The 19,913-nt window shown below is 42.4% G+C and carries 13 protein-coding genes; 3 read left to right on the forward strand and 10 right to left on the reverse strand.

From position 1 onward, the window contains the following. Positions 1-82: 82 nt before the first annotated feature. The 4 genes from AVL57_RS16075 to AVL57_RS16090 form a co-directional block, all read right to left on the reverse strand. The gene (locus AVL57_RS16075) at positions 83-1,216 is read right to left on the reverse strand and encodes a hypothetical protein (RefSeq protein ID WP_057789630.1); all 1,134 of its coding nucleotides are present in this window, start codon (positions 1,214-1,216) and stop codon (positions 83-85) included. Between the two features lie 16 nt (positions 1,217-1,232). Continuing rightward, positions 1,233-4,901, reverse strand: a complete 3,669-nt coding sequence (locus AVL57_RS16080; protein WP_057789629.1) for a carboxypeptidase regulatory-like domain-containing protein — start codon at positions 4,899-4,901, stop codon at positions 1,233-1,235. A gap of 101 nt (positions 4,902-5,002) precedes the next feature. Then, positions 5,003-5,605, reverse strand: a complete 603-nt coding sequence (locus tag AVL57_RS16085; RefSeq protein WP_057789626.1) for a PEP-CTERM sorting domain-containing protein — start codon at positions 5,603-5,605, stop codon at positions 5,003-5,005. Between the two features lie 687 nt (positions 5,606-6,292). After that, positions 6,293-9,436 carry a WD40/YVTN/BNR-like repeat-containing protein gene (locus AVL57_RS16090; RefSeq protein ID WP_057789624.1) on the reverse strand — a complete coding sequence of 1,048 codons (3,144 nt, stop codon included), beginning with the start codon at positions 9,434-9,436 and terminating at the stop codon, positions 6,293-6,295. A gap of 272 nt (positions 9,437-9,708) precedes the next feature. Between AVL57_RS16090 and AVL57_RS16095 the strand changes: the two genes are divergently transcribed. Continuing rightward, positions 9,709-9,966, forward strand: a complete 258-nt coding sequence (locus tag AVL57_RS16095) for a hypothetical protein (RefSeq protein WP_057789622.1) — start codon at positions 9,709-9,711, stop codon at positions 9,964-9,966. 11 nt (positions 9,967-9,977) lie between these two features. On the opposite strand, the gene AVL57_RS16100 is transcribed toward AVL57_RS16095, so the two are convergent. The 3 genes from AVL57_RS16100 to AVL57_RS16110 form a co-directional block, all read right to left on the reverse strand. Then, positions 9,978-11,243: a GGDEF domain-containing protein gene (locus AVL57_RS16100; RefSeq protein ID WP_057789620.1), complete on the reverse strand. Its 1,266-nt coding sequence runs from the start codon at positions 11,241-11,243 to the stop codon at positions 9,978-9,980. A 331-nt stretch (positions 11,244-11,574) separates the two neighbouring features. Further along, a complete protein-coding gene (locus AVL57_RS16105) occupies positions 11,575-12,693 on the reverse strand; it encodes an adenosylhomocysteinase (RefSeq protein ID WP_057789618.1) in 1,119 nt (372 codons plus the stop codon). Between the two features lie 237 nt (positions 12,694-12,930). Next, positions 12,931-13,974 (reverse strand): CDP-glycerol glycerophosphotransferase family protein, encoded by a 1,044-nt coding sequence (locus AVL57_RS16110; protein WP_057789617.1) that lies wholly within the window; start codon positions 13,972-13,974, stop codon positions 12,931-12,933. Between the two features lie 224 nt (positions 13,975-14,198). Here AVL57_RS16110 and AVL57_RS16115 point away from each other — a divergent pair, with 224 nt between their 5' ends. After that, complete coding sequence (locus AVL57_RS16115; protein WP_061093599.1) at positions 14,199-15,281, forward strand: ADP-ribosylglycohydrolase family protein; 1,083 nt, start codon at positions 14,199-14,201, stop codon at positions 15,279-15,281. Positions 15,282-15,322: 41 nt separating this feature from the next. Beyond that, positions 15,323-15,679 carry a RidA family protein gene (locus AVL57_RS16120; protein WP_057789615.1) on the forward strand — a complete coding sequence of 119 codons (357 nt, stop codon included), beginning with the start codon at positions 15,323-15,325 and terminating at the stop codon, positions 15,677-15,679. Positions 15,680-15,812: 133 nt separating this feature from the next. Here the strand turns inward: AVL57_RS16120 and AVL57_RS16125 are convergent, their stop codons facing one another. The 3 genes from AVL57_RS16125 to AVL57_RS16135 are packed head-to-tail and all read right to left on the reverse strand — an operon-like array spanning position 15,813 to position 19,863. Continuing rightward, positions 15,813-16,964 carry a hypothetical protein gene (locus AVL57_RS16125; RefSeq protein ID WP_057789613.1) on the reverse strand — a complete coding sequence of 384 codons (1,152 nt, stop codon included), beginning with the start codon at positions 16,962-16,964 and terminating at the stop codon, positions 15,813-15,815. Positions 16,965-16,972: 8 nt separating this feature from the next. After that, positions 16,973-17,689 carry a hypothetical protein gene (locus AVL57_RS16130; RefSeq protein WP_057789611.1) on the reverse strand — a complete coding sequence of 239 codons (717 nt, stop codon included), beginning with the start codon at positions 17,687-17,689 and terminating at the stop codon, positions 16,973-16,975. After that, positions 17,686-19,863 carry a hypothetical protein gene (locus tag AVL57_RS16135; protein WP_057789609.1) on the reverse strand — a complete coding sequence of 726 codons (2,178 nt, stop codon included), beginning with the start codon at positions 19,861-19,863 and terminating at the stop codon, positions 17,686-17,688. Before AVL57_RS16135 ends, AVL57_RS16130 begins: the two co-directional genes overlap by 4 nt. Positions 19,864-19,913: the final 50 nt, after the last annotated feature.

Genomic DNA, 19,913 nt, shown 5'->3' on the forward strand with positions numbered 1-19,913 from the left:
TTAACACTACTTAATTGCCCTTAAAAATTTTGACGAAGTTTTAGTCTTCAAATCAACCTTTCCAAAAATTTAAATATAACTTTTATTTCTGATTCGAACTTAATATTGGAGCCAATACTGAGTCAGCAATAAAATTACCTTTTCTTAAAACCATATCAAACTGATTGACATACCTAACATTAACAAATTCGAAGCCATTCTTGCCTTTATATAAATACGCATAACTAAAATTAACCCTAGATAGAATATCGCTGTCATTGCCTTTTTCTGCAGCTTCAGCCAACAATCGACTATCGTTAGTTCCAAAAACCAAATAAAACGGGTCTGCATCCAAAACAAAAACCAAATCAATAGGCAAAAGTAAATTTTTTAAGTATTCTGATACTTCTTTGCTTTCTGATGGGGATGGATACCCTCCTATCCTTTTCTGGCTTTTGGGTGACAAATTATCAATGAAAGAATTCAATGAATTGGTTTTTATATAGCTCAACATGTTTTGATAGAATGGAAAAATTAGTAAGCTATCGTTATTTTCTTTAAAATATTCTTCATCGTTTCTGCTCATAGTAAGAAGATTTCCTGAAAACTGCATATAGGCTCCAGAAGGGCTTTCATCATTTAATAATTCAACTTCATACTGGCTTTTGTAATTCGATAAAGATGGGTATTTTTTGGGCATATAGTATGAATTTACAGCCGCTTGTTTAACTACTAATTCAAGTGGTGATGCCGATTCAAGCTGCTTGTATTTTAACGTTCCATTTATCTTCTCAAATATGTGAGACGTAGCTATTGTTCTCCCCCGAACATTCACGCTCCAGACATATAAAACCCTTTGGTAGAGCGTTATTTTTGCAATTATCTGTAAGTCTGAAAAACCCGAATACAAGTTGTTAAATTTTAATATGTAAGACTTAATCTCTTCTTTATTTGACAAACCGCTTTCTAGTTTTATTAGAGAAAACAGAGATTTAGCATCGTTCCCCCTAAGTGCATCCATCGTTTTCAAGAAAATCAAGTCTTCTTGACTTAGATCTCCCTGCCTAAATTGATCATATGACTTATCTACCAACTCATAAGGAAAATTAATATAAAGGGAAGATGGATTCGGCAAGCTATCTTTAAAAATAGAAACTGGAAAGCTAATCCTTTGATCTCCCAAAGCACTTCCTACTAAAAGCATATTTAATAATAAAAAAGAAACTAATTTATACATTTTCAAAGCCTAAAACCTATATATCGAAACCATTTAATAAAATAACCTTACCCATACTGACGCCAAAATCATCGCTACCTAATATTATTTTTATCTCTCCAGTAACCGCAACATCATCAATTTTTCCACCACCAGATGATCCAATCGTACAACTGCCAACATTCATCGATTTAGAGTAACTGACGCCTGACGTTAAACTTATAATACCGTCAACCCCTGCGCACCCATCAATTGACACACCAAAAACATCATAAGCTAAACATACAATAGCTTCGGCAAATGGCGATAGTGCCGGAGAAAAGTTTACTGACAACTGGCCAAAAGCACAGTCCTCTCCATCGTTGACACAAGATTCATATCGTTGTCCAAATTCACCATTAAATTTTAAAGCAATAGAAGCTTTGACACCTATACCAAAATCTACACTTCCAGTAAAACCGCCTACATCGAAGCCAACTTCACTAAAGCCTCTAGATAACCCCGGGATTCTTCCCTCTGCTTTAACGTCGAGGCTTAAGTTTCCTTTTGCCTCTGTGACGGCTTCTTCAACAAGTATCCCATCTGAAGGGTTACAGCAAGGCCCTGCTTTATAAGACACTGAAGCCCCCAAACTAGCACTCGCGTTAATCCCCATCTTTTTTAAACCCGCTTCAATTGCACTTGTAAGAGGTTTTGCTCTGTCTAAATCTAAAGACAAATTCGGACCGTCGGAAATAGGTTTAAAATTTTCAGGATCGACCTTATTTATTAGTTTACCCCCTTTACAAACCTTGCATAAATTAGAAGCTTCAGGAGCAACTCCATCTTCTACATTCGCCACCTTACCAGATGAACATTCTTTACAAACTTCGCCCTCAATTTCAGTTCCATTTGGCTTGTTCTTTACTGCTCCCCCTTGGCACTCTTGGCAAATTTCTCCTGATACTGCAGTGCCATCAAGTTTACTTGTGAGCTCTAACCCACTGCATTCCTTACACTCTTTATCCTCTTCTTTAATGTCATTTGGGTCTGCAATTTCTGTTGCAGACCCAGCTTCACAACCAGGTTTTTTACAGTCACCTACCACATCATTTGTCGGTATATCGCTATTGTCCTCTTTCGATGGACCACAATATTCTTTCTGGCAGTTTCCTGGCGTTTGTACCTCAGCTATACGATCCGGCACAAACTCACAAGTTCCAGGGCAGCTACCAACTTTATTAGAGCAATAATCACACGTCTTTTTCTTATTTTCACAGCATCCAGAACCGCCTGGTTGAGAACCACAATGCCAACCTGCTTTTACAACACCAACTCCTGGATTAGACTCCACTAAAGACCCATCTTCCGTTACTGTGCCCAAGCCTATCGCAACGAACTCTTCCAAATCATGGTCGAATGAATACATCTCCACCTGAGCACCGGGGCTATGTCCATCAACGTTTGGCAATGTTAGTTTAGCTGGAGGATAAAATTGTGTACCTGTAGGCTGTATGGTCACAATAAATTGTGGTTGCATTCCATTTGGTGGCGCCATAGGTACTGCTGCGGCATTTACTGGCGTAACGGAAACGAAGCCTTCACGTGAGCCATCTGGAAAGGTTACAGAATCTTTGGCAATGTCGAGTTTAAAACCTGGGAATTTTTCTAAAGTAAGCGAAACGTCTTCTTTACCCGCATAAACTGCATTATCTAAATTAAGTTTGACCATATAAATTGGCGAAGATAAAGGGTTTTCGACCCCGGCGATCGTCACTATCCGGTAACTTAAAGCCGGATATTCTCCGGTTCCTTTCACCGTCGAGCCATCTGCAATCAAATGAACCGGACCGACAGGTACCGAATCAATTTCGAATCGACCTTGACCATCTGTTTTCGATTCACGTGTCGTGCCATCTACTCTGACAGTAACACCTTCTAAGGGCTCATCTTGATTGCTAAGCACTACCCCAGAAATCGTCGTATCTGCGGGATCCGCTGCTTCAAAACCACTTGCTAAAAATCCAGCCGTTAATGTTTCGCCTTCGGGCGCATCAATCAGCGTTACGTTAACTCGTTGCGCATCCAAACCGTGCAACTGACCTAATGTAAGAATTGCACTTGCTCGACCGTCACTATCTGTTGTGGTTTCGTAAGTACCTTTTCCATTTTGTAAAACGCCACCACCTACAAGGACTTCAAACTTTACTCTCGCCCCCGACACTACATTTGAACCAATATCAGTAACCGCCACTACAAATGGAGATGGTAAAGGCTGCCCAATTATACCGCGTTGATTGTTGCCTGAATTCACGCTTATTTTGTCACCGATTTTAGCCAAGCCTGACGCAACAAAAGATACAGCTCCATCAAAGCCAACAACTTTTGCCGACACTTTATGATTCGCTTTTCCAACTCGAGCACCAATACCAAACTTCGTTGACGCGATACCTTCTGCGTCAGTATCAACCACAACAGCTCTACCTTCATTCGAATCACCATAGGCCACTAAACCAGCACCTTGGGTTACCCTGAAAATAACTGCTTCATTCGCTAGTGGATTGCCGCTATCATCTGATACTTTAACTGAAAGAGGCTCGGATAAAAGATCGCCAATCGGTGCTGACTGATCTTGCCCACTATTTAATTCAATTTTTTTGCCTATCGGTAACTTGTATTCAATATTAAAGCTAATCTTGTCTGTATTACCTACTTGGTCGGAGGCTGAGACTTCGATGACGTTATCGCCCACCTCCAACGGAACATCTTTCACGACATAACTACGATTCGATACTTCGCCAACTTGGCCGTTAGCTTTTACATTAGCTTGAGTAGATTCAACAGTGCCTCTTACAATGTCGTTAACAAGACCCGTTACCGTTATTTTGTCTGTATATACCACGTCGCCATCTTCGTGTGACTCAAGGGTGACGTAGGGCGGTGTTAGGTCTAACGATACTGTAATCGATGCTGTCTCTACGTTATTATTGGTGTCGACAGTTCTTGCAACAATTACATTGTGGCCTTCAGTTAACGCAACTTGAGCTTCAAACTGGCCTGAGGCAGGTGTAAGAGCTATACCGTTTAACGTGAGTGTTGTAACATCTTCTGACACAGTACCGGTTACTAAAACTGGAGAATGTCCAAAAGTGCTTAATGTGACCGGAGAATCAATGGTTACAGTTGGCTCGGTGTTCAATGGCATACAACCATTCGCAGCAACTAAGGTTCCCGACGGCGTATTTGGGCATTCATCTTCATGGTCGTAAACGCCATCGTTATCGCTATCAATCAAGACTATCGTTTTTTCATTGTAAGCATTAGAGGAATATGAAATACGGTCGCGACCACTAAATATGACTGAAAATTCAATTGTCAAACCATCTTCTAAGGTGTCGGTATCACTTACGAAAACAGCATTCCCTGCGCTGGTAGTGTCGGATGGATTTACAACCGTAACCCTTGTGCTACTAATATCTGCAATCTCGAGGTAAAATGGCCCTTTCAATTCCTCACCACTCACATTGGTATAAGTCGCAACGTATTGCATTTGGCCAGTTCTGCGATCGTATCGCCCTCCGTTATATTGAACTACGACCTGCTCCGGGCTAAGTAACGATAAATCATCAATTAACACCTCTGCATTCGCTCCAAAAGAGCAAAATAGTGACATCAGAAGTACGAATAAAAGAGAATGGAGTATTTCTGTAATTTTTAGCCCGGGCATAATGGTTCCGTCCGCTTATGTGTTCAGCCAGTTAGGGTCGTTTTATTTTCAGTTAAGGCACTATATGAGTTTAAGTTGTGCCATATCAGTCAGAATCTATTTTATTTCATGGGCACTTTGCGTTTACGTGTTACGAAAAAACACATGAGCGCTGCAAGTGAAGCCATCAATGTACTTGGTTCTGGAACCTGAGAGTCTGGTGGGGGGGAGGTAACGGTAATAAGTGATAAGTTAGAAATGTTAGCTGTTGAATTTAATAGGCTGTCCAAAGAATTTAATCCGAAATAAAGCCCTAACGTTCTTCCGACTAAGCTAGATAAATCAAGGCTAACCGAATCAGTTTTGGAATTAGTAAATGCAGCAAAAGCGAGGTCTTCCAATGTGCTGGAATCGAACAATGCATAAACAAATTCATCATTTTCATTTAATGCCTCGTTAAACGAAAAATCAAAGTTCAAAAATACATTTAAGCCAGGGATGATAATATCAGGGTCACCTAAAAATGGGTCTAAGGAGATTGTCGACACTGCAAAATCAATGTCCTCACGGATTATCGCTTCAGACCCATCTGCGGCTACTGAAACACTTGGATCGGCGAAGAAATCATTAAAACTCAGTAGCCCTGCGTGAGCACCTGAACATATATTTAGAGAGGCTATGACTAAAAGTACCGAGAAAACCGGTTTCTTTACCAGCTTGACCATGATAATTATTCCTTGTCTTAAAAACAAAACAGCTATCAAGTAATAGCTGTATAAATATTCTTATTATCCGTCCTAGAAAATGCATCGTCTAACAAAGCTAAGTTTTAGGTTGGTATTACACCTTTATCATTTATAGATTAGCTTTAAATTTTACTAGGCATTTACAATATTTGCGATAACTATACAAATAAACACGATGAGTTAGCAACTCATATTTGATCATAATTTCAACTTTTACCATTTATTCTGTTTTCAGCTCTACAGGGGGTGATATCCAGTACTATATTTGTTATCTCTTTTATTACTGCAGACAGAGTTTCAAACTCAGACAAAAGAAACTTTACAATATGATATTCGATACATATATCTCTCCCCAATACACCTTATTGAGCATGTTACTGTCAGTTAAAAACGCGACAAAGAAAATGAAAGCCGACGCTAGGTCGGCTTTTTTTGTAATCGTATGATGAGTAGAGATAATCTACCGTGTTAAGTAAAACGTTTACGGTGTCTAAACGCTTTAGGTAGAGCCCTCAGTGCACGTGCTGTAATTAAGGCGCTCGATAATGCTATCGAACACCTTCCTTGTATAAAGCACATATTTAACGCGCCTCAATTAACGCGCCTTGTTTTACACACTCTATTTTGCGGGCCATACTTTATGGACTTAGCCGGCTTACAAGCAGCCTACAAACTGTCTAAGTCGTAAACACCTTTTTCAGCAAGCGCTTTATTTACTGGCTTAACGTTTTCTTTAAATAAAACTTCTAACTGCAGTTTGTACTTTTGCCATCTTGCTTCTAAATCTTCTAAACGCTGCACTGCTCCAGCTTGCGCGGGCGCGCCAGTTCTATCGAAGTTATCCATTAAAAAGCGCACTTGCCTATCTAGCATGTTAGGCCAGTTAATATCATCTTCGAATGTTTGATGCTTAGGTTGAATAACCAATGCTTCCCAATCATCAATAGCACTGACAATACGGTCGATAGATGCCGATACTTCACTGGCTAGTACCACATTCGACTCAGTGACCCCATTTAGTGTTGCACGCACGTTACGGGCTTTTTGCAGATGTTCAAATAGCTCGTTCAATAAAGCTTCACTGGCCTGAATACTTTGCTCTACAACCTGTAATTGGGCAGCGTTAGCTTCTTCCCTTGGATCAGGTAACACCTTAAAGGCTCTGGTTTGAGAGTGCTCGCCCACCGTAATAGTCGCTTTATAGTCGCCAGGCATTACCCTAGCGCCTTTCCACCCACCGAACAGTTTTACATTATCGATACAATGCAAAGGTGAACGACGTAAATCCCACACAAACTGGTTATAGCCTTCTTTTGTAGAGGGGTGTTTAAACTTCAACGGGCTTCGTGCATCTTCGTTACCCTTAGCACACTTTTCAAACGCATCTGCGGTTGACGATAACGTGCGCACAAGTTGATTTTTAGAATCAAAAATATCGATGCGAAGGCTGTCGCTCTCTTCAAGCTCATCTTTTAAGTAGTAACGAAAGGTGGCACCACGAGCGGGGTTTTTCGCTTCTGGTTGGCCACTCATATTGCCGCCTGACAACAAACGCACACCATCAACAGGGCTAAATTGAAACAGCGCTTCATTATGTAATGAACCACTGACTTCACGCAGCGGGTTTATGTCATCCAAAATCCAGAAGCCACGCCCTTGGGTCGCCACAACTAAGTCATCACCTTTCACTTGCATATCGGTTATTGCGACAGGCGGTAAATTAAGCGCCATCTCCTGCCAGTTATCACCATCATCGAAACTAACGAACATGCCGCTTTCTGTACCCGCAAACAGCATACCTTCATGTTGCTTATCTTCGCGTACCACGCGTACAAACGCATCTTCAGGCAGGCCTTTATCTATACGAGTCCAGCGCTTTCCATAGTTTTCCGTTTTATAAATATAGGGCTTATAGTCATTCAATTTATAGCCGGTTACGGCTACATAGGCTTTACCTTCAGTATGAACGCTTAGCTCAATAGCATTAACCTGAGCTTCTTTTTTATGAGGCGTTATGTCTTTCCAGTTTTTGCCTTCATCTGTGGTTAAATGTAATTTGCCGTCATCTGCACCTACCCATAGTTCACCCGCCTTTGTTGGCGATTCAGCAATATAGAAAACCGTATTGTAGTATTCCGCACCTGCTTGTTCATTGGTGATAGGTCCGCCGTTCAAGCCCTGCTTTTCGGCATCGTTGCGCGTTAAGTCTGGGCTGATTTCTTGCCAATTGACGCCTCGATCGGTGGTTTTCAAGATCATTTGTGTGCCGTAGTACACGGTTTTCGGGTCGTGTTGCGACACCAATACCGGCGCATTCCAGTTGGTACGGTATTTCTGATCTCGTGCGTTTCGCCCAAACACATATTCAGGGTAAGGCATGATAGGACGAGTAAGCCCGGTGTCTTTGTTGAACTCGGTTAATGTGCCATTGATAGTGGTGGCGTATATAAGCGTGGGGTTGTCTGCATCAAACGCGATATGTGCGCTTTCTCCTCCACCTACAGCGAACTGCTCGGCTATACCAATACCGCTATCCCATGTAGAGGAAGGGGTAGCCATAGTCGTGTTATCTTGCTGACCACCATAAACATGATAGGGCTCAAGGTTATCAGTCACTACACGGTAAAACTGCGCAGTTGGCTGATTATAAATACTAGACCATGATTTTCCACCATCAAAGGTCACGGTTGCCCCACCGTCGTTGGCATTAATCATATTTAGGCTGTTTTCAGGGTTTATCCACATATCGTGGGTATCACCGTGTGGCAGTGATTTTATTTCGAAGGTTTTGCCGCCATCAATAGATTTATGCAACTGTACGTTCATCACATACAGGGTGTTTTCGTCGTTAGGATCGACCTTAATATGATTGTAATACCAGGCTCTGGCTTTAAGAATATTGTCGCCATTCATTAACTGCCAAGAAGCGCCAGCGTCGTCGCTGCGGTACAAGCCACCTTTGTCAGCTTCAATAATGGCGTAAACGCGCTTAGGGTTAGAGGCCGAAATATCTATTCCCACCTTTCCGATAAGCTTGGGTAAATCCTTTTCTAGTTTATCCCAAGTTTCGCCACCGTCAGTGGATTTATAAATGCCACCACCATCGCCACCTGATTTTACAAACCATGGCGTTCTTCCGTGGTGCCACATGCTGGCGTACAACACTCGTGGGTTAGACGGGTCGAGTGCTAAATCTGCAGCGCCCGTGTCGGCATTAACTTTAAGCACATGCTTCCAGCTTTTACCGCCATCGGTAGTTTTAAATACACCGCGCGCTTCATTTGGCGCCCAAATATTACCTTGAACAGCCGCCCACGCTATATCTGGATTGGTGGGGTGAATGCGAATTTTGGGAATTTGACCACGGTTTTCTAAACCGACTAGCTCCCAGGTTTCACCTGCATCGGTAGACTTATATACACCTTTACCATGGCTGGTAGTTACACCTCGAATAGGCCCTTCCCCTGTGCCAACATAAATAACATTGTGATCGGAAGGCGCAACAGCAATAGCACCAATACTACCTACTTCAAAGTGCTTGTCAGACAAGGGTTTCCAAGACAAACCGGCGTTATCTGTTTTCCACACACCGCCACCTGCGGCCCCCATGTAATAAAGGTTAGTGTTACCTTCAACACCAGAAACGGCAACAGAGCGACCGCCACGAAAAGGGCCAATATTACGATATTCCATTTTATCGAAAAGCTTCGGGTTAACGGTATCTTCTAACGCAATTGCAGGAAAAGAGAGACTAACCAGCGTGCTAATAGATACTACTAAAGCGGCTAGTGTTCGCCGTAATGTCATCATTGAAGGCCTTTTTATATTTAGTGGTTTATTAAGGATAGGTTCTTATGATTTATATAGTGCAACGTATTTAGCCATACGGTAAAGGCTTAAATATTTAATTTATTAGTCTTTCGCATTGCCTTAATGAGTTCATGCACTTGTGTTTTTTTTAAACATTACCATTAAAGCACAGAGAAGGGATTTTAATTGGTACGACAAATACTGCGTCTTGTCGCATCTATCCATATAAGTGGAATTGGAAGTGAAAGTGGAAATGGAAAAAGCAGTGCAATATGGATTTTTTTAGCGATACCTTGTTTGCACTTAGCGTATTTGTAGGTTTCACTTTTGTTGTAGGCTTCTTTGTCCTTATGTATTTATGGGCCAGAAAACAAAAAGGTGCAGCAATAGTATTTGGTATGTTGATGCAGATGATTTTACCCGACCCCAAAGTGCAGCACACTATCGAAATGGTTACCGAGGCCAAGCAAGAAAAAAGCGGACAAGAAGACATAAACCAAGATGATAACGAAACGGGGGATGTCGACTAGTTTCTGTAGGGTCAGGATAAATCACTGAGAGTAGCAATACCCACAGCATTTTTTCCTTTATGCTTGGCGCTATACAAGGCTTCATCTGCGCTTGATAACATTTGGTTCGGCAAATCGGCCATCGTTAGCTGGTCTGGGGTAACACTGACTATGCCAAACGAACAAGACGCACTAAATGAACAATCTCCCTTCCCGAAACTTGTTTCAGCAATACGTTTTCGTATACGTTCGACAGTCGTAGGCGCAGAATTCTCATCTTGTTTGCTAGCAAATAAAATGACGAACTCATCCCCGCCTAACCGAGCGATGCAATCAGACTGACGAATATTGTCTTTGATAATATTCGTAATTTGGGTGAGCAACGCATCACCGTTTGCGTGCCCGTATTGATCGTTAATGTTTTTAAAATCATCTACATCGAATACGCATACTGATAACCAATTCAACTCTTTACGTAGCATTAAGTTGACGGCTTCTGATAAACGTATCTCTAAATAACTACGTGAGAATGCTTGGGTTAAATGGTCATACATAAGACGATTGCTAAGCAAGCGTCTTTCTTCATAAAGTTCATCTATATGCAAAACCAAAACCCACGCAATACAGGAAGTAACTAAAAATGAGCCTATCCAACTCAATGGGGGTACATCTACAACTTGAATGCCCGTAAACGTATCGCAAAGGCCTGTGATCACCCACACGATGTTAGCCACCAGCAGTAATAACACTGTATTCGTATTACTGTTTTCTTGCCTAACACGCTGGCGATTAAACACTCTCACGAGTATGAAAATACAATAGGCGGCGAGAACTAATATCCATGCCCCCCACAACTGGAATAACACACCGTACTTTAAGCCTGTGTAGTACTGAGATGTTGAGTAGAAAGCATTACTCAGAAAGTACTGGTTAGGCACCATAGTTAACAAGGAAAAGGCACCACAAATGACGTAACACCATTTCAGAAAGGTGGGCACTTTGTATTGAAAAAAAGCAACGTAGAAATGCAAGCTCAGCACTATGGTAAACATTGCCGCAATAACGGTTATACGGTTAGAAATACTAAGATAAATAAGGTTATTGCTTGAGTTAACGAGCACCGCAAAGGCACCAAAAAAAATGCCACTGGTTAACGCTGAAAGCGCAAAAATCAGGTAATACTTCACGAACTCTTCATGCCGAGAGGTCAAACGATAATATAAAAGCAAAAAGAAAAAGCTTAAAAGTAAGCAGATACTGGCAGTAATAAACAAAGGGATAGAAGATGCTTGAACCATACTATTTTCCCATACCCCCAACTCCCTGTCGTTATGTAATTTATGTAAGCGCCCTAGCGTAAGCAATACCTTATGGCAAAAGGGCAACACAAATTTAGTGTCTACGCTAACATGTTACGAGTATGTTAGCGTAAAAGCACTCAGTCCGCTTACTCTTTGTATAGGAAACTTTGTTTATTAAGTAATTGGTGGGGATCGAGGATTTATCTCACGCTTCCTCAATGAGTTGAGGTCCTTCTTTTTTAGATACCCTTTTTTATCAACGCCTCTTTTGCCTCTTGTCTCCCTTGCCCTCCTTGTCCCTCTTATCAACAATGATAAGGGGGGCGCCTTAAAGCGCCGCCTTCCATGCTTTTTCAGGTAGTAAATATAACCCATTTTGGTGGGTACTACCTTCCCCTACAATATGCCCAATGCCTGCAGCCATTACGGCCAAGGTTACGTCAAAGGCATTCAAGCTATCACCATAGCCTGCTGTCAGATTGAACATAGAACCATCTGCAAGTAAGAATAGGGTTTTGCCATTCAAAGTATAAGCATTCACGTAAGGCATTGGCTCGCTGTGGACGGCATGCTCTTTAAGATAAGGCACATCAATTTCTTGCGCCACATGTCCAACATTTAATATGAAGGTGCCTTCCTTCATCGCATCCAGATGTTTCGCACTTACCACGCCGTAACCACCTGTGGCAGTAGCAATAACATCGGCATCTTTTACCGCAATGCCCAAATCAACCACCGGCCAGCCATCATATTTAGCTTGTAGCGCACGAGCAGGGTCTAGCTCTGCCACTTGCACTTGTGCACCAAAAGCTTTTGCAGATGCCGCAACGCCCTGCCCTACTAAACCATAACCTATGACTACTACTACTTTTTCATGCAGGGTAAGATGTGTGGTTTGGAAAAACGTTTGCCATGCACTTAAGCCCACCATATGGCGATTATGTAAGCCTTCTTTAACGGGTAAATCGTCCCAGTTAAAAATAGGATACTCGGGCTGCATACCGTTTAATCGCGTAATACCTGAACCTGTCGCCTCTAAGCCCGCAACAATGCTTGGAACAGCTTCATTCGTTTGCACTTTTTCATGCAGACGCGTGGTTAAATCGGCCCCCATTTCACACAAGTGGGTTGGCTGCCAAGCTAATGCTTTATCAAAAGAATCTGACCAATCGGCGTTGCTCATATCTCGCCATGCGTGAGCCGTAGCCCCTTTATCTACCAAATACTTCACTACGTCATCTTGAACTGTAGTGGGATTACAGGTTGTCAGAAACACCTCACATCCACGAGATAATAGCCCTTCAACCAAAGGGGCCATTTTTAAATCAAGGTGCATATTACAGGCTAGCCTAATGCCGTCTAAGCTGGGAAGAGAGGAAATAGCTTCACGGGTGCGCGGCATGTGTAAACTGGCCCAGGAAAGCTCAGCTTGAAAATCTTGATACATAGAGAAGTCTTAATGTCGAAAAGGAGAAAACGCTATAGTACGCCACAATATCTTTGCTCTACAACTATCAATGTTGAACTAACCTATGGAAACAAGACCTTGAATTACATGAAATTAGTTTTCACAATCATCCATTTTTATGTCTAATGCTGTAACTAGTTATTCTGGGTGAAAGGTTCAAGTTAGCGCTTGCCGATCAGGCGCTCTGTCAAAAGCGCGCTAAATCGAACGCCCTGATCACAACTTCCAATATTTTAGTTTCTTCCTGATTTTAAAGTTTCTTAATAGATTTCTAGGCTTCTTATCAACCCAATGGCTACCCACCATTTCTTCAACCGCTTTCACCACGCGTTGAGACGACTTTCCATCTAGGTAGGGTGTTATTGATGGCCCGTATTTTTTAATACTATCGATAAGTTCAGGCGATGGTGACAAAGCTTGTTTTACTGCGCCCTCAAGCGCGTTGCTTTCTGTGATGTTAATAAAGCAATCGAGTGGGTCGCGGTTGTTTACCGTAACAACAGGCTTATTTAATAATAAGAACTCTTGGAAAATAGAGGAGTTATCGCAAATCATCACATCCGCTCTGTGCAACGCTTCGATGACTTGATTATTTTCAAAAAACATTAGGTTTTCACTTTCTAACGCTTTGTATTTTTCAACCGTTGACACTGCCATTTTGGGGTGCAATGTGACTAACCACTGCCAACTCCCGTTTTGACTTAATCGCTTTACCTCTTCATAGACGAGTTCAGCGCAAGACAAGGAAGCAGAGAAAGTGGAACCAAATAGCACCTGCGGTTTATCGAAATGCTCTGTCGATTGATATTGGAATAATGAGTCTAGTTTAACCCACCCAGTTTCAACCACATTGTAATGGCCTTTATTACTGCGTGTTAACGTACCCGTGCGTTCAGGCCCTTCAGTACAATATAAGTCGAACAACCCTCGTTCAGGGTAAACATTGCCTCGTTTGCTTTCATTAAGACCATGAAAGACCTGCACCTTAATGCCGGGGATGAAATTGGGCACTCTATCTCCGGGGACGAACACCGCATCAGGTTTAAAGCTTATAGCTTGTTCAATAGAAGCTAATGCCTGCTCATTTTCATGTAAAAAGTGTTTAGACGCATCATTTCCCACCACCAACCACTTAACCTGATGACCGTGCTTTTTCGCTTCATTTTGTATGGGTCGAAGAATATCGAAGGAGTAATTTTGCTCTACATACAACAGGAAGTTTAAAGGTTTCCCCGCGGTACTTGATGGCGATGCATGCATATCTTTACCCTTTATTTTCAAACTAAAACCCACACTAAAATTCAAACCAAAAAAAGAATAGTAATGAGACTGTCACTTTTTAGCAAATGGCTTTTAGAAACGCCCACTCTGCGATCAATATTCAATCAAACCACGTATTAAACCCTCTAATCATTCGATGTTATTTTACTTGTTGCGTATTAGACAAAACCAATGAGTGCATTAGTCTTTAAGGGGAAAACTAAGTGTCATCTGAATTATATAAATCACGGGTAATCGCGGCGCTAAAAAATGCATTTATTGCTGACGCTTTGGCAATGCCAGTACATTGGTATTATAACCCTGCGGACATTTTAAAAGATTTCCCCGGCGGTATTCAGCAGTTCGAAGACGCGCCATCATTTCATCCATCTTCCATCATGTCTTTGCATTCCACCAGCGAAGGTGGGCGGTCCAAAGTATCTAAGCAGGAAAAGAAAGACATTGTGGGCGATGTTATCTTAAAGGGTAAACGACAATATTGGACTGGTGCTAACCAGCATTATCATCAGGGTATGAAGGCGGGTGAAAATACCCTGAATGCCCATTGTGCAAGGGTGGTGCTTAGCGTTGCAGCGCTGCAATATCAACAAGCTGCTTTTTTAGATGGGTACATTAAGCTGTTGTGCGCAGACAAGCCCGCCCACCCAGATACCTACGCGGAATCGTATCATAGGGGCTTTTTTGCGAATCTAGTAGACGGTAAACCTGCCGATAAATGCGCCGCAGTTACCCACGATACGGCTTCTATAGGTGGCCTTGTTACCATTGGGCCTTTAGCGCTTACCTGCGCTTTAAAAGGTGATGACCTGAATGATATTAAAAACCTATGCAGAAGCCATTTGTATTTAACTCACCCCAGTGACGCGCTTGGTGTAGTGTGTGACTATTATGTCGAGCTGCTTTATCGATTGCTCTACCGCACGAATGAATCTCCTCAAGACATAATTGAAGATATTGCCTTACGGGGGAATCATCTGTCTTTGGCAAAGCTAGTTGCCAAGAATAAAAGTGATATCGAAATAGTGGGCCGTCAATTCTCTCCCGCATGCTACATTTCTGATGCATGGCCTAGTGTGCTGTATTTTGCCTACCGCTACATTGCCGATGGGAAAAAAGCACTCACAGCCAACGCCAATGTAGGAGGGGATAACGTGCACCGTGGTTTTGTATTAGGTACACTCATGGGTTTGATTGAAGGCGCGCCAATTCGCGACATGTTTGAACAACTTGCTGATGCAGAAGAGTTAGGGCATGAAATTCAGCAAGCTTGTAGAAATGAAAAATAAACCATTTAAACTTTTAGATTAAAAGCACGGACACCTTAGCAATGACCATAGAGCGAATAGAAACAAAACAGCGTATGAGCCGTATAGTAAAACATAACGGCACTATCTATTTATGCGGCCAAGTGTGCGCAGATGCTACCCAAGGTATTACCGAACAAACCCAAACTATGCTAGATAAAGTGGATACCTTGCTAGCACAAGCGGGTAGCGATAAAGAACATATTTTATCTGCCACTATTTACATCAAAAGCATGAAATACTTTGCCGAGATGAACGCCGTTTGGGATAACTGGGTACCAGAAGGGCATGCCCCAGCTCGCGCTTGCGTTACCGCTAACATGGCTCGTGAAGCTTTGTTGGTTGAAATAACGGTAGTCGCGGCTGAGAAGTGTGAATAGGCCATAGCGCTTGTTCTAGGCTTTGTTGCACCTTTGAATTAATTACCACTCGCCATCAAGACACATTAGAGGCGAACTTCAAAGGTGCGCAACCTTCATGTTTAAATGAAGCAGCCTACGCAGTAAACTCACTTTAGTTACTGGAAAAAAAACTGTTCGCCAATTTCTTCAGTGATTCTGGTCTTATATTTACCGCTGCAAGATTTGCATTATATTGAGGGGCCAATCTCAAACGTAATGTATGCACTAATTCTTCAGGCATGTATACGCGCTCTGGCTTTCCTTGTGCAATGACGTCCAAGTCAATTTGATTGCTTAAGGGATCCCAACTTATATTTGTTGGAATGAATTTTCCGGTTACACCGGAAGGTACATTTATTGCGGAGTCTTTGATTGCAGATTCATTGAGTGAAGCGTCGCCGACTGAGGCGTCCCCCCATTGATTCTCTGGCACCTCACTATCATTAAGGCCCACCGATTTATCTACAGAAACTTGCTCTTTAAGGTCTTTCAGCGTCATCAGCCTGCTTAATTGTTGACGCCAAAATGGCGCACCTAACCCTGCGAGCAATCCCGTGAGCACGCAGCCGAAAATCCATTCAATAGACATTCGATTTATACCTGGCGCTATGGGACCAACTGAAAATGTTTTACTCTCTAAATCAGAGCGTTGATTTAACCTACTTCTTAACTCAATCATTATCGCCCCTGCGTTAGTCGGGTCGTCCTCTGCCTCAAGCCTAGTGTTTAAACTCTCAATTTGACTTTGAAGACGGATCAAATCATCGGCATCAGTATTTTCAAGCTCATTTATCAATGACAAGCTGCTGATATTTAATGCCAAGGCAATAATGGTGGCAACACATGCCACTTTAACGCCAGTCCTCAAACGAAATCGACTTGTGGCACTATGATCGCATTTTGCTATTCTATCGGGTAATACTTGCGCTAATTTATCCGCCATTTTTGGTGCTGACACTTTACTGGCTGTCGATAAAATATTATTCAACAATACTGACCTATTTAAATATGGCTTTGCTTTTTCACGCTCATATGCCATTAAGATATTAAGCTTTTCTAGCACATGTGCGCTTTGCGCTGCAGTAAAATCGACATCATGTATTAAAGACAACCGGACTTCTTCAACTACACATTCACACCAATAGTCGTAGCCACGGGTTCGAGAGCCAATCATAGACATGAGTTTATCTGTAGTCAGTGCTGAAAACTCAGCAACGGTAATGATCACTAAGGTCAGCACTATAGCGGTATCAAGATAATCCATAACTCACCTCACAAATCTAAAGATAAAGTATCGTTTTTAAATTCAGGAATAAACCGGTTGGCATTTTGAATAAAATCGACAGCAGGAAGCATATAGCCCTTGCTCCCATTCCCAGCGATATGCATGCCCAACAGTGTATCTCCATCATCACTAAGAACAGGTGAACCACTATCACCAGCCATGGTCTCTCCATCGTAGCTTACAATAAGGCGATGAACTGCCTGAAGACGGTTAAGCTCGGGCCCATAGGAAACAATTTGTTGATTGCCCCTTTTAGCGCATACATTAGATAGGGTGATTTTACTTTCAGTGTCATTAGAGTCAGTGGCTTTGACCCGCGGACTGTGCATGATGGCAGTCTTTGGCAACTCATCCATGTAATACAGTATTTTTGTTGGTACTGGTCCGGGAATCGCATTGCGCGCGAGCGCTAGGTTCTTTGGCTCCACTTTTGCAAATGCGACATCGAAGCTCCAAGTATCAGTGCCCAGCGGCGCAATACTCCCGCAAATACCTTTATAATTGGCAATCACTTTTCCGTCATGCTCAATGACGGCCTGCTGACAAGGCTGCTTTATGTTTCTCGCTAATAATCCAAATAGGTGGAAACAACTCACTAGATAGTGCTCAACGGATAGGTTTTTTCGGGTACGGCGTATTAATGCAACAGCACTGCCTTGATCGTATTTTGACTTTTTAGTATCAATGACTTTTATATAACTCATTGCACTTTCCCCTCTTGTAAACCGTCAATTTTGGCTTTTATTTCCTCATGATTACTGAACTTCAAATCGCTGTATTTTAATGTATTCCCCCCTGTAAACCGCTTAAGTGATTTGTTAATCGTCACTTTTGCTTGAGCGGCTAAATCCTCTACTTTATCTACATAAAGTGTTGGGCAAATTGAATCTAGGTCACGCAGTGTTACGGTCAGTATGCCCTGACTAAAATTCGAGTAGGCTAACGTAAAATCGTCACCGCAATCTCCAGCTTCCATTGGCGTGCGTAATGCACATTGTAGCCTTCCTACATCGTCATCGGCTTTGCAAACATCAGGGGTTGAGCTCAAGGCATTTGCTAAGCTTGCATGAGGCGTTAGTTTGTCGTTACTGGTAATGTTTTTACAATGTAGACTTTTTAGTAGAGGGTCGGTGGCGAGCTTCGCGAGCAATGCGCTTTTAACCGCCTCTATATTCTTCGCCTCAGGGGGGAGAGAAAACTGACCAGTAAGCGCTATTTCTCCTGATATAGTGCTTCCTAATAAAGCGGGGTTTTCCAAAACAATACCATTCGCATGTGTTCCCATTACCGGGTAGCCAATAACACCGAAGGTTTCATTCCATGTAGTGGTTTTGCTATTTTCGCAGTTTTTCAACGCTGCTTGTGGTGCCTCTGTAACGTTCTCTTTCGCAGCATCACTTTCAGTTTTTTTAACTGGCTCTTTAATCGATACGTTAATAATGGCGTGCTGAGTGCTACTATCTTTCACTTTAATCGTAAAGACTTCACCCGCCTTTGCCTCGCTAGTAAGCGTAACGATAATTCCAGAGCCTCCTGCCACCGTCGCAACATTTACCGATGAGTTAGGCATTTTAGTTAGCTGTGCAGAATAAGGCTTTGTTCCACCGGATACTTCAACAGTGGCCGTTTGAATAGTGCCCTGTGTGAATTCTAATGAGGAATGATCGAGTTTTAGCTGAGTAGTAATATTATCAGTAAGGGCGCCACAAGATTTAAACGTAGTTTCATTTAAATTGAGGGGCATCGCCAACAAACCATTCAATTCGCTGGCTCTTGCCAACATAATTTGACGCTTCGCTTGCATCTTCCCCATGGCAACACTGATGTTAGAAATGACTTTTTCGTAAACGCCTATAATCGCATTTTTAACGTTCTCAGCATTCTCGGCGTTCTCTTTGGTTTTTTTATCGAAGTCCCCCATCGCCTGCGCTAACATTTTATTGATAACAGTATCCGTATTGGAACCTTCCGAACTAGCGAGTGTTGTTTGTAGTATTTGAGCGAAGTCTAGCCCGGGCGTAAAATATTGTGCGTAATCACTCAATGCAGCTATTTGCGAACCGATACTATCTGTACTCGCCAATGTTGACGTTAAGGCTTCATCAACGGCTACACGAATGTTATCCACTTGCGCAAATACCCTAGGCCCAATCGTGGAGGACTTTGCAAGCAAGGTGTTGGTGCTTTGAAGTAGCTTTGCGGCCCGTTCTCTGTCGCTGTCTATCACCTTTAATTGCGCCTGCGCTGCCGCTTTTAAGCTTTTGGTGGCGTCATTATAGAGAACGAGTTGGTTCATGTTATTGGTCAAGTCTCCCGCCGCTATGGCGTACTCGTCCATTGCGCTACGAAGCCGTTCGGCATTTTTTTGAATATGCTGATAATTGCTAGTAATTCCCACCATAGGGCTAACAATATCTTTTATGCACACCATTGCTCGCATACCAGCAATATACTGTGCACGCCTGCCAACATTTTCATTTGCCGTTCCTAAATGATAGGCGCCCCCTCCGAGCAACCCCGCCGCTTTGAACGTATCAATATTGGCCTCGAATGCTGCTAAACCCAATGTTACTGTGCCAAGAGCAATCAGGCCTTGGCTTAATTCTTGGCTTTGCTTTGCATCTTCTAAAAGCTTTCTGCGATAGCCGTCGTAAGTGTAATCGACGTAAGCCATTGCCCGCTGAAGCTCTACTTCGCGTGACTCACACATTGTGCACGCTCTTGTGTATTCGGGGCGAGGGTCTTCAACATAAGGAAAAGTAGTACAGCCAAACAGAGAGCTTGCTAAAATACACATTGCCGATATTCGACTAGCTTTTTTGTTTCGGTTAAACGACTTGCCAAATTTGGCATAGGAATCGGAATTAATCACGTTCATGTTGCCCTCACAATCCATTTTTATTGGTATATAGGAGCAGTGCATGCACA

The sequence above is a fragment of the Alteromonas stellipolaris genome (assembly GCF_001562115.1).
GTDB lineage: Bacteria > Pseudomonadota > Gammaproteobacteria > Enterobacterales > Alteromonadaceae > Alteromonas > Alteromonas stellipolaris.

Excerpts from the sequence above, each read along its gene's own strand:
- AVL57_RS16125 (WP_057789613.1), bottom strand. The coding sequence starts at position 16,964 with ATGGATTATCTTGATACCGCTATAGTGCTGACCTTAGTGATCATTACC.
- AVL57_RS16075 (WP_057789630.1), bottom strand. The coding sequence starts at position 1,216 with ATGTATAAATTAGTTTCTTTTTTATTATTAAATATGCTTTTAGTAGGA.
- AVL57_RS16110 (WP_057789617.1), bottom strand. The coding sequence starts at position 13,974 with ATGCATGCATCGCCATCAAGTACCGCGGGGAAACCTTTAAACTTCCTG.
- AVL57_RS16080 (WP_057789629.1), bottom strand. The coding sequence starts at position 4,901 with ATGCCCGGGCTAAAAATTACAGAAATACTCCATTCTCTTTTATTCGTA.
- AVL57_RS16105 (WP_057789618.1), bottom strand. The coding sequence starts at position 12,693 with ATGTATCAAGATTTTCAAGCTGAGCTTTCCTGGGCCAGTTTACACATG.
- AVL57_RS16090 (WP_057789624.1), bottom strand. The coding sequence starts at position 9,436 with ATGATGACATTACGGCGAACACTAGCCGCTTTAGTAGTATCTATTAGC.
- AVL57_RS16135 (WP_057789609.1), bottom strand. The coding sequence starts at position 19,863 with ATGAACGTGATTAATTCCGATTCCTATGCCAAATTTGGCAAGTCGTTT.
- AVL57_RS16095 (WP_057789622.1), top strand. The coding sequence starts at position 9,709 with ATGGATTTTTTTAGCGATACCTTGTTTGCACTTAGCGTATTTGTAGGT.
- AVL57_RS16120 (WP_057789615.1), top strand. The coding sequence starts at position 15,323 with ATGACCATAGAGCGAATAGAAACAAAACAGCGTATGAGCCGTATAGTA.
- AVL57_RS16085 (WP_057789626.1), bottom strand. The coding sequence starts at position 5,605 with ATGGTCAAGCTGGTAAAGAAACCGGTTTTCTCGGTACTTTTAGTCATA.
- AVL57_RS16130 (WP_057789611.1), bottom strand. The coding sequence starts at position 17,689 with ATGAGTTATATAAAAGTCATTGATACTAAAAAGTCAAAATACGATCAA.
- AVL57_RS16100 (WP_057789620.1), bottom strand. The coding sequence starts at position 11,243 with ATGGTTCAAGCATCTTCTATCCCTTTGTTTATTACTGCCAGTATCTGC.